General features: G+C 39.0%; 8 protein-coding genes. 3 read left to right on the top strand and 5 right to left on the bottom strand.

Features of this window, described 5'->3' with window-relative positions:
• Positions 1-54: 54 nt before the first annotated feature.
• The gene (locus EMK97_RS09565) at positions 55-945 is read right to left on the bottom strand and encodes a TIGR03899 family protein (RefSeq protein WP_130601612.1); all 891 of its coding nucleotides are present in this window, start codon (positions 943-945) and stop codon (positions 55-57) included.
• A 279-nt stretch (positions 946-1,224) separates the two neighbouring features.
• Between EMK97_RS09565 and EMK97_RS09560 the strand changes: the two genes are divergently transcribed.
• Positions 1,225-3,447, top strand: a complete 2,223-nt coding sequence (locus tag EMK97_RS09560; protein ID WP_130601610.1) for a bifunctional diguanylate cyclase/phosphodiesterase — start codon at positions 1,225-1,227, stop codon at positions 3,445-3,447.
• Positions 3,448-3,467: 20 nt separating this feature from the next.
• Here the strand turns inward: EMK97_RS09560 and EMK97_RS09555 are convergent, their stop codons facing one another.
• Positions 3,468-4,655 carry an MFS transporter gene (locus EMK97_RS09555; protein WP_246028746.1) on the bottom strand — a complete coding sequence of 396 codons (1,188 nt, stop codon included), beginning with the start codon at positions 4,653-4,655 and terminating at the stop codon, positions 3,468-3,470.
• Positions 4,656-4,920: 265 nt separating this feature from the next.
• On the opposite strand from EMK97_RS09555, the gene fadB reads away from it, so the two are divergent.
• Positions 4,921-7,089 carry a fatty acid oxidation complex subunit alpha FadB gene (fadB, locus tag EMK97_RS09550; protein ID WP_130601608.1) on the top strand — a complete coding sequence of 723 codons (2,169 nt, stop codon included), beginning with the start codon at positions 4,921-4,923 and terminating at the stop codon, positions 7,087-7,089.
• Positions 7,090-7,106: 17 nt separating this feature from the next.
• Positions 7,107-8,270 carry an acetyl-CoA C-acyltransferase FadA gene (fadA, locus tag EMK97_RS09545; RefSeq protein WP_130601606.1) on the top strand — a complete coding sequence of 388 codons (1,164 nt, stop codon included), beginning with the start codon at positions 7,107-7,109 and terminating at the stop codon, positions 8,268-8,270.
• Positions 8,271-8,485: 215 nt separating this feature from the next.
• Here the strand turns inward: fadA and EMK97_RS09540 are convergent, their stop codons facing one another.
• The 3 genes from EMK97_RS09540 to EMK97_RS09530 form a co-directional block, all read right to left on the bottom strand.
• Positions 8,486-9,406 (bottom strand): manganese-dependent inorganic pyrophosphatase, encoded by a 921-nt coding sequence (locus tag EMK97_RS09540; protein ID WP_130601604.1) that lies wholly within the window; start codon positions 9,404-9,406, stop codon positions 8,486-8,488.
• Between the two features lie 109 nt (positions 9,407-9,515).
• On the bottom strand, positions 9,516-10,319 hold the full coding sequence (locus EMK97_RS09535; RefSeq protein ID WP_130601602.1) for a hypothetical protein: 804 nt from the start codon (positions 10,317-10,319) through the stop codon (positions 9,516-9,518).
• A gap of 169 nt (positions 10,320-10,488) precedes the next feature.
• A complete protein-coding gene (locus EMK97_RS09530; RefSeq protein WP_130601600.1) occupies positions 10,489-11,457 on the bottom strand; it encodes a class 1 fructose-bisphosphatase in 969 nt (322 codons plus the stop codon).
• Positions 11,458-11,607: the final 150 nt, after the last annotated feature.

Raw genomic sequence — 11,607 nt, 5'->3', positions numbered from 1 at the left:
TACACAAAAAGGCGACATAAGTCGCCTTTTTGTGTATTTACTGGGGCAGTATTTTTAGTTAGTCACATGAAAGTGTTTGCTTAACACGTCATTTATATTATTAAAAAAGTCTTCATTTGGTTTATCAGAAATAAGCTGTGCTAATTCAGTGCCTATTGGGGTGAATTTATAAAACTGAATGTTAGTATTGGCTTTGCGAGCAGTTAACTTCAATGGTAAGCCGTTATAATTTAGCGTGAGTTTATCTTGGGTGTTACTCAAAGATAGCTCGCTTTCCTGCATATAAATTAAATGGTTTTCAGCTAGTGCCAGTAAGTCAGCATAGTTAAGGCCATAGTGACTGAGGTTTATACCTTGAATTCGGTCTTTGGAAAACCAGTTGAGTAGCCCGGGTTGTTGGTAGCTGCCTGAGAAAATTCTAATATTACGTTTACTTTGATCTTGTACTGCCAATGAGCAGGCTTTAGCAAAAAGCTTGGCATCAAAGATGCTCATATCCCTAAAGACTTGTAACGCCTTAAAGGAAAAGGAACCCGGCTTGGCTAGTTCACCTGCAAGTATTTTCGCCCATAAATCTTGCATCGTGGTATTACTAATGCCTTCAGCGAGGTTAATGTAGCGGCTAAACCAATCTTGATCTGTACGTTGTTTTACTTCTGAACTTGCACAGTAGGCAAGTGTTTTTTGCATGATACTTTCAATATTTTGCTGTTTTCGTAAATGCAGAAGTCGTGCTCTTTTCTCACAGCGATCTTCGATTGGCATCTGTTTTTCCGGGGGCAATAAAGCACCATCGACAGCAAATAATTTGGTTAATTTGAGAAATTGTTGGCTGGTATTACTGTCACTGGATTTGTGATGTTTATCAGACTCTTTAGCTGGTGTTGTGGTTAAGTTACTGTCAGTGCTACTTGAAGTCGCAATTGGCATTTTATCTTTAGTCATTAACCTCATCCCTTAAACTGATAGCAAGTCGTAATGTGTTGTACAAAAAACAGACAGTAATGGATGATTTTGTACGACTTTTTCACAATTGTTACGTGAAACAACATTTTTATTGTATGGTTTTATTGAATATTGTCAAAGTGGCTTTTATTATGATATTTAATGGTGTAAAAAAGTAGTATTAGGTTATAGTTAAGCTAGTGTTATTTTGTATAAAGATATTTTAAATATTTAACTGGTCACTAACATTCGTTTTCCAGCCAGTTATCTGAGGGCAGTATGCAAGCATCAGAAAATTCAAATGATGATTTTTTATTTATCGATGATAGTGATGAAGATGAAACGCTAGCTCATGGCAGTAATGATACATGGCAAGTGTTGATTGTTGATGACGACCCAGAAATCCATTCCGTAACACAATTAGCGTTATCAGACCTTATTGTACTCGGTCGACGTTTAGAGTATTTGCACGCCTATTCAGGTAATGATGCCTGCCAATTAATTGAAGAGAACCCAGACATAGTTTTAGTATTGCTTGATGTCGTTATGGAAACTGACGATGCGGGTTTAAATGTGGTGAAACACATTAGAGAAAATCTTCAACGACAAGATATTCGTATTGTGTTAAGAACCGGCCAGCCGGGTTATGCGCCAGAAGAGAGCGTGATAAAAGAATACGACATTAATGATTACAAAACTAAAACTGAGTTAACGCGTCGTAAGTTAGTGACTACAGTTTTTGCTGCTATTCGTTCTTACCAACAAATTGCTACGGTAAATGAAAACCGTTTAGGCTTAGAAAAAATTGTCTCGGGTGCAACTGAGCTTTCCTCTCAACATTCATTAACAGCATTTTGCCATGGCGTATTATCACAATTAACTACGTTGATTTCTGATGATATTCGCAGTGTTTTTTGTGCCAGAGGGCAAGGGATAATAGAAAATGCGGATGATCTAAGCTTTTATATGCTCGCAGAAAGTGGTTTTTCACCAAGCGTGGTCGGTCAAAAGCTAGATAGTCTAAAAAATGAACATGCAAGTAAATTAGTTAAAACTGCTTTTCTACAACAGCAACACCAAATACAAGATGATAGCTTAGCTTTATATTTCGCTAAGGGTGATTATCGCGCTGTTATTTACGTAGAGTTAGCAAAAGCGCTAACAGAAACACAAACTCAATTACTTGATGTGTTTTTAACTGGCGTTGCTGTTGGCTATGAGAATGTTCACTTATTCTTAAAATTAAGCAATGCAGCATATAAAGATTGGTTAACAAGTTTACCTAATCGTTTAGAGTTTTTGCGCTTACTAGATGATTTTTCCCAAAACAATGACGAGCATACGGTTGCTGCATTAATTGATATTAATCATTTCAGTGATATTAATGATGCCTTAGGGCAAGATATAGGTAATCAATTATTATCAGCCGTGGCTAAGCGCATGGTCAGCATGGGAGGTAACTGTAAGTTTGCCCGTGTCGGCGCTGATGTTTTTGGCGTGCTCGGGCCGGAAGAAATTGTTAACCCTGAAAATTTGATGTCATTATTTCATCAGCCATTTACAGCTGGTGAGCAACATCTACCTATCAATGCCTGTTTTGGCTTATGTACCAAAGAACATGCCGAAAGCACAGGAGTAAAAGTACTAAACCAAATCAATATTGCTTTAAACTTAGCGAAGAAAAATCGCTTAGAGCACTTTGCTTTTTATAATCCAGAAATGGAAGATCAAATGCAGTGGCGATTAAATATGATCCGTCAATTGCGTAATGATTTTGCTGCTAATTGCTTAGAGCTTTGGTATCAGCCACAGCTAAGTTTGGATACGGGTAAAGTTATTGGTGCTGAGGCCTTGCTTCGTTGGCGTACCAGTGATGGTAATTATGTTTCGCCAGCAGTGTTTATCCCGCTTGCTGAATATTCAGGCTTAATTATTGAAATAGGCGACTGGGTTGTTGCGCAAGCATGTCAGCAATTAAAGCGTTTAGAGCAAGATTTTGCTGATATAAGTATTTCCGTTAATGTATCTATCCCTCAATTTAGACGTGATGATTTTGTTGATACTGTAATTGACACAATGAAGTCTCATCAAATTAGACCAAGTAAATTAGAGTTAGAAATCACTGAAAATATCTTAATGGATGATCCTCAATTAGTGGTAGATGCCTTAATTAAGTTAAAAGCAGAAGGAATTAGCATAGCCTTAGATGACTTTGGTACCGGATATTCATCATTAAGCTACCTACAAAAACTGCCATTGGATCGTTTGAAGGTTGATCGCGCTTTTGTCACAGACATTCATAAAGAAGGCCAGTCAGTTTTAGCAGAAACCATCATTAACCTAGGCAAGAAAATGAACCTTAAAATTATTGCCGAAGGTATTGAAGAGATAGAGCAGCAGGAAAGATTAATTGAACTTGGCTGTGATGAAGTTCAAGGTTTTTACTACGCTAAACCTATGCCAGAAGCAGACTTTGTTGCTTTTTTAAAACAAAATCATTAACTGCCACCACAGGTAAATCTTTAACTTACTTGTGGTGACTCTTTAAATCTCACTTCTACACCAATGCGCGGCTGTTTAGGTATTAATAATGCCAATATCAAAGAGCAAGCAGCAAAGCCCGCACCAATAAAAAATACCCAACTTGAGTTAACTATCCATAACAAACCAAGCAATGCTGGAATAACGACAGCGGCGATATGATTAATAGTAAAACTTACCCCTGCTGTTGAAGCAATATCTTCAGGTGAGGCAATCTTTTGGAAATAGGTTTTAATTGCTATCGCTAAGGCAAAAAACAAATGATCTATGACATAGAGTGCGGCGGCAATATTGGCATTTTCTACTAAGCCATAGCTAATAAAAATAACCATTAAACCTATGTATTCAATACGTAAGGCTGCGCTTTCACCTATGCGAGCAATAAGCTTACCGATTGATGGCGCAAATAACCAATTAAATACATAATTAATCAGAAATAGCGCACTGATTTCAGCAACACTATAGTTAAATTTTTCTACCATTAAAAAACCAGCAAATACCACAAAGATTTGCCTTCTCGCGCCGCTGAAAAACGTTAAGGCGTAAAAAAGCCAGTAGCGCTTTTTCAGTACTAATTTTTTATTTTGCTCAGCTTTGTCGGGAAACTGTTTAAACGCTAAGGCTAATAGAGTAGTGATAATTAAAGCGCAACCACCAAAAAGTGCATAAGTTGCTTGATACGACCAAGTAAAATACTCCATAAGTAGCCAAATGCTAGAAAAAGCAATAAGGGAGGCGATTGACTTGGCTGATAACATCTTACCCATAAAATGAGCTGTTTTATCTTTATCTAACCATTGTAGCGTTAAGGACTGGCTAACAGTTTCGAAATAATGAAAGCCAACAGACATAATAATGGTGGTGATATAAAGGCCAAAAGCACTTGGGAAAAAACCAGTGAGAAATACGCCTATGCTGGTTATTGCCAGTGATAATAAAGCCAGTTTTTGCTCTTTGATAAAAAGTAGCAAGTAAATAACGGTAAAGGCCAAAAAGCCGGGAATTTCTCGTAAGCTTTGCAATATGCCTATTTCTACACCAGTAAAATTCGCTTTTTCAACAACAAAATTATTAAGTAACACCATCCAAACAGAGAATACCAGCGGCATAGTGAATGCCATCGCTAAGAGTAATTTTTCTGGTTGATTAAAGAATTTTTTTGAGCTCATAAGGTTAGACTCAATTTGATTAGAAGCTTAGCTGTTATTAGTTTACGTGAGTTTATTTTTCATGTAATGATTTTTATTTATTTTGGGCAAATAAGTACTTTACCAAGGTGTTAAACAATCAATTTAAACGCTTGTTTAAAATTTATTGCATTTATTGCTGATTCAAGGCACACTCAATCGACTACTATTATAGGTAAATAAAAAATAGCGAAAGTTTTTTAGGTAAAACCATATAAAACCCACAACATAGGTGAGGAGACTAGGCATGATTTATCAAGGCAACAGCCTTTCTGCCCAATTACTTGAAGACGGCATTGTTGAGTTTAAGTTCGATGCTCAAGGTTCGGTAAATAAGTTTGATCAGGCTACTTTTAAAGAATTCATAGAAGTTATAGAGGCAATCAATAACTGTCCCGATGCAAAAGCTGTGATGGTGACATCAGCAAAGCCAGCATTTTTGGTTGGCGCAGATATTACAGAGTTTTTAGAAACATTTAAGCAGCCGGAAGAAGCGTTAGTTCCTTGGGTTAAAAAAGCCTCGGATGTATTTGATGCCTTTGAAGATCTTAATATGCCAACCTTGGCAGCAATTAATGGTGTCGCTTTAGGTGGCGGTTGTGAAATGACCTTAGCTTGTGATTTTAGGTTAGCTGATACCAAAGTAAGTATAGGCTTACCTGAAGTAAAATTAGGCTTGATGCCTGGTTTTGGTGGTACGGTGCGTTTGCCGCGTCTTATTGGTGTTGATAATGCCGTTGAGTGGATGAGTACAGGTAAAGCACATAAAGCAGAGCAAGCTTTAGCCGTTGGTTTACTTGATGCGGTAGTAGAGCCAGAAAACTTACGCGATAGTGCTATTAGCATGCTTAAACTAGCGATTGCTGGCAAATTAGATTGGCGCGCAAAACGTCAGCCTAAACTAGAGCCAATAAAATTAAGTAAAATTGAAGCCATTATGAGCTTTACTACCTGTAAAGGCATGATTGCAGCTAAAGCAGGTAAGCACTACCCAGCACCTATGGTGATGGTAAATACCTTAGAGCAAGCAGCAACGCATGATAGAGCTGGCGCTATGGCGATAGAAAATGCCGGTTTTGCAAAACTTGCTAAAACCGATGCTGCCACGGCGCAAATTGGTTTGTTTATGGCAGATCAAGTGGTTAAAGGTAAAGCGAAAAAAGCCAGCAAACAAGTAGAGAAAGCAGTGAATAAAGCTGCGGTACTTGGTGCGGGTATTATGGGCGGTGGTATTGCTTATCAGTCAGCCTATAAAGGTACGCCGATTGTGATGAAAGATATCAATGATCAAGCGCTTGATTTAGGTTTAACAACTGCTGCAGGTATTTTAACTAAGCAAGTTGAGCGTGGCCGTATGAATGCCAAGAAAATGGCGAGCGTTCTTAATAATATTACCCCAAGCTTAAGCTACGATAGCGTTAAAGATGCCGATGTGGTGGTTGAAGCGGTTGTTGAAAATCCGAAAGTAAAGGGTATTGTGCTTGCTGAAGTTGAACAAGTGATTTCAGAAGAGGCAATCTTAACCTCTAATACTTCAACCATTTCTATTGATTTATTAGCGAAAAGCGTTAAACGTCCAGAAAAATTCTGTGGTATGCACTTCTTTAATCCTGTGCATAAAATGCCATTAGTTGAAGTCATCCGTGGTAAAGATACCTCAGATGAAACCGTAGCAAGTGTTGTTGCCTATGCTGCGAAAATGGGTAAATCACCCATAGTAGTAAATGATTGCCCAGGTTTTTATGTTAACCGTGTGCTTTTCCCATACTTTGCAGGTTTTAGCCAGTTAGTGCTCGAAGGTGCTGACTTTGCTGCCATTGACAAAGTAATGGAAAAACAGTTTGGTTGGCCTATGGGACCCGCTTATTTACTTGATGTTGTTGGTGTTGATACTGCTGATCATTGTACTGGTGTAATGTCAGCTGGCTTCCCAACACGTATGAAAAAGCTTGAAAATGACCCGGTAAGTACCTTATATAGCAATGAGCGCTATGGCCAGAAAAATGGCAAAGGTTTTTATGATCACGGTAAAGACAAGCGCGGTCGTCCAAGTAAAGTACCAGCTGAAACGGCTTATCAATTATTTGCTGAAAATTGTGCAGGTAAAAAAGATTTTAGCAGCGAAGAAATTATTGCCCGCCTTATGATCCCTATGGTGAATGAAGTGATTCGTTGTTTAGAAGAAGGCGTAGTTGATACTGCCGCTGAAGCTGATATGGGCTTAATCTACGGTATCGGTTTCCCACCATTTAGAGGTGGTCCAATTCGTTATTTAGAAACGTTAGGACTAGACAACTTTATTGCTATGGCTGATAAATATGCGCACTTAGGTGAAATTTATCAAGTAACTGATGGCCTACGTGAAATGGCTAAATCAGGTAAATCATACTTTTTTACTGACGTTAAAACAGCTTAAGCTATAGGAGAATCAAAATGAAAGAAGTCGTAATTATTGACTGCATACGCACTCCTATGGGGCGCTCAAAAGCAGGTGTGTTTCGTAACGTTCGTGCTGAAACCTTATCAGCCCACTTAATGGAACAAATTTTAAAACGTAACCCAGCGCTTGACCCGAATGACATTGAAGATGTTATTTGGGGCTGTGTTAAGCAAACTAAAGAACAAGGCTTTAATATTGCTCGTAATGCTTCATTGCTCGCTGGTTTACCAAAATCAATTGGTGGTTTAACTGTGAACCGTTTATGTGGCTCATCAATGCAAGCTATGCATGATGCCGCAACCAGTATCATTGCTGGTCAAGGCGATGTCTTCTTGGTAGGTGGTGTTGAGCATATGGGTCATGTCCCTATGATGTACGATGTAGATTTTGCACCGTCATTAAGCAAGCATATTGCACGCGCTTCAGGCAGCATGGGCTTAACCGCTGAATTACTTGGTAAGCAGCACGGTATTACCCGTGAAATGCAAGATGCTTTTGGCGCACGTTCACATCAAAGAGCACATCAAGCAACATTAGAAGGTCGTTGGGCTAATGAAATTGTTGCCACAGAAGGTCATGATGCCAACGGTGCATTAACGTTAGTTGAGCATGATGAAGTAGTTCGCCCTGATACTACCGCAGAAAGCTTATCAGCGTTACGCCCAGTGTTTGACCCAGTGAATGGCACAGTAACTGCGGGTACATCATCTGCCTTATCAGATGGTGCATCAGCCATGTTGATTATGTCAGCAGATAAAGCAAAAGAGCTAGGGTTAACGCCGCGTGTTAAAATTCGTGGTATGGCCTTTGCGGGTTGCGATCCAGCCACTATGGGTTATGGCCCAGTACCTGCCACGCAAAAAGCATTAAAACGTGCTGGTTTAGCGATTGAAGATATCGAGTTAGCTGAATTTAATGAAGCGTTTGGCGCGCAGGCGCTATCTTGTATTTCAGCATTAGGCTTAATGGATAAGATGGATGATATGATCAACTTAAATGGTGGTGCTATTGCCTTAGGTCATCCATTAGGTTGTTCAGGTACGCGTATATCTGGCACCTTGATTAACTTGATGGAAGGTCAAGATGTTAATATTGGCTTAGCGACTATGTGTATTGGCTTAGGCCAAGGTATAGCAACAATATTTGAACGCGTTTAATTCATCTAGTTTTCTTTGTTAATCATTATTTATGCAGCGTTGAAAGTACTCATTGACTAGCGTCAACTCCGTGCTATCGTCTTGCTTAAATAGTGATTACCTTTGATAACTATGATGAATAATACTAATTTGAATATTAGTGATTTGAGATAAAAAAAGCCCAGCAATTACCATAATTGCTGGGCTTTTTGATATGTACTGCTTACGTTATGTGATTAAGCAAATGCTTCTTGTAATGGTGGTACAACTTGCTTCTTACGGCTAAGTACGCCATCTAACCAAACTTTACCTTCGCTGGTTGCTTTGCCGTACGCGCGCTCGGTAATATCAGCGCTATCACTGACTACTAACATTTCTGAGCCTTCTTTCATAATGTCAGTTAACAGTAATAATACCGTATGGCGATTGCCTTCAGCTTTAAGCTTAGCAATATCAGCTTCAAGATCGGCTTTAATATCGTCAAAAATAGCTAAATCAATCACTTCTAATTGACCAATACCTACTAGGTTGCCATTCATATCAAAGTCTTTAAAGTCGCGAAGTACTAAGTCACGAACTGGCGTGCCTTCAACCGCAGATTTAACCTTGAACATTTCCATGCCCAGCGTTTCTGGGTCGTCAATACCGGCAATTTCAGCTAAGGCTTCAACACACTTGATATCGGCAGTGGTGCAAGTTGGTGATTTGAAAATAACCGTGTCACTTAAAATAGCGCACATCATAGCACCAGCGATGTTTTTTGGAATTTCCACATTGTGAAAATCATACATCATTTTAATGATGGTATTAGTACAACCAACTGGGCGAATCCAACATTCAAGCGGAGTTGATGTTGTGATATCACCTAATTTGTGGTGATCAATAATACCTAGAATAGTTGCTTCATCAATATCATCTGGGCCTTGAGTACGCTCAGAGTGATCAACAATATAAAGGCTTTCACCAGCATAGCTCATTTTAAGCTCTGGTTGTTCAAAACCGAATTTATCTAGAATAAATAAAGTTTCTGGTGATAGCTCACCTAAACGCGCTGGTACGGTTTCTTCGCCTAGCGTAGTTTTTAAATAAGACAGCGCAATGGCTGAACAAATTGAATCTGAATCTGGGATCTTGTGACCCACAACATAATGCGGCATAAAAAAGCTCTCCTGTAATTTGCTCACTATTTTATCAAAGCTGATGTTATTTGGGTATAGTAGAAAAGTCTGCTGAAAAAACGAATAAGGTGTGAGCTATAGTGATTATTTATAAGCTAGCCATGATAGGCCTAAAATGAAGTTTCCCCATGATAAGTAAAACTCTTTCATTTGCTTGTCTAGCGTTATTTAATTGCTCAATAGCACTCTTATCACGAAAGCTATTTACTCTATCTTTTATCGCCGCTAACTCTTCAAAACCAGGGCTTGAGATAATATCGTCAAACCGAGCTGCTGATGTAAAGTCATGCCATGCTATTGTTTTATTTGATATTAGCGCAAGTTGGTTGTTTATATCATCGATGTTGGTAGGTTTTCCTGATAATTGGTACTCCATGGCTGGCATTCCTGTAGAACCTAATAAAGTGCTTATTTCTTCAAGTGTTGTTTGTTCATTATTGTCCCGTAAAATTTGGGGCAGTTGCCTTAATACATAAAATAGTTTTAGCTTTTCTTTAGAGTGCTTTTCTAGTACGAATTTACTTTCATCCACAGAGCTACCTTCCCATGTTTTAACTTTTACACCGTCTTGTTGAGCTAAATACTGTAGAAAGCCCATTTCACCACAGCAATCAATTGCTGCCTGTTGGCTAGCTTTTGTTGGCCAGTTACCACCTTCGAGTAAAATTAATGTCGGCTTGAATGCTTGATACATTTTTTCGATATCGGCAAATTGTGGGTGACTAGCATCGTAGCTATGCTCAACTCCCAGTAATAAAACTTGCTGTTCGCTTGAGTGAAGTACCCAAGTGTTTGAGTTTGGTTTATAGGGGGCGTTATCTGCATAAGCAGAAAAGTTAACTGTGATAAGGGCAGAGAAAAATATGAAGAAAAGTTGGGCTAAATGAGCCATGTAAAAATCCTTTTTATCTAATGTTATGAGTTATTCTTCTAATATGGGGGAAGTGATTAGGTATTACCAACCGGCTAGCTGATAAGTTAGTGAGAGCTAGATCTTTTAGCCCCCGCTAAATAAGCTGTGTACTTGCTTAGGGGGCTAAATATTATCAGTTTACTTTATGTTACTTGTAATAACTCAAACAAGTTTCTACTTCATTCGCTGAGCCCATAATCACTTCCACGCGTTGGTGGATGCTTTCTGGCTGAATGTCCATAATACGGCCTTGGCTAGTCATGGCTGCGCCGCCCGCTTGTTCAATTAAGAAGGACATAGGGTTGGCTTCATACATTAAGCGTAGCTTATATGGTTGCTCAGGTTTTTTGTTATCAGCTGGGTAAGTAAAAATACCGCCACGAGTTAGTACGCGGTGGATATCACCCACCATGGCAGCAATCCAGCGCATGTTAAAGTTTTTACCGCGTGGGCCAGTCTCACCTGCAACTAAGTCGTTAATATAGTTTTGCATAGGTGCTTGCCAAAAACGTTGGTTTGACATATTAATAGCGAATTCTTGGGTATCTTTTGGTACTTGTACATTGCGATCAACTAATAAGTAGCCGCCATGAGTTCTATCTAATACATAGAAGTGTGTACCGCTACCTGTGGTCATAACTAACATAGTTGACGGGCCATAAAGTACGTAGCCAGCACATACTTGTTTGTTACCCGGCTGTTGAAATTGTGCTGGATCTTCTGCATCCATTCCAGGAATCGCTTCATGGATTGAGAAAATGGTACCAATCAGTGAGTTAATATCGATATTTGAGCTACCATCTAGCGGGTCAAATGAGACTAAAAACTTACCTTCAGGATCGCCTGCAACCGATGAATCTTCTTCTTCTGAAGAGATTGCTCTAACAAAACCTGACTCAAGTAAAATGTCTTTAAACAATTCGTTAGCGACAACATCAAGTTTCTTTTGTACTTCACCTTGAATGTTTTCATCTAAGGTTGAGCCCATTAAGCCACCTAAGTGGGCTTGGCTAACACGAAAAGAAATCTCTTTGGTCGCTGCCAGTATAGTTTTAATCAGTGAAATGAGATCGAGTGGAACATTGTCTTGACGCAGAGCAGGTGCTAGTCGTTGCATTGGCTTACCTAAATTACCTTAAAGTTAAAAGTTATGTAATGTTTTATGAAAACATCTGAAAAGACTTTCACTATTATAACAAGTTTCAACGAAACATTAGTATGCTTTATTTGATAATTTTTGCGCAATACAGCGCTAACCCTTGAGCGG

The organism is Litorilituus sediminis (assembly GCF_004295665.1).
GTDB classification, from domain to species: Bacteria; Pseudomonadota; Gammaproteobacteria; order Enterobacterales; family Alteromonadaceae; genus Colwellia; species Colwellia sediminis.
The sequence above is the reverse complement of the archived record's forward strand: the minus strand, read 5'-3'. Positions and strand labels throughout refer to the sequence as shown.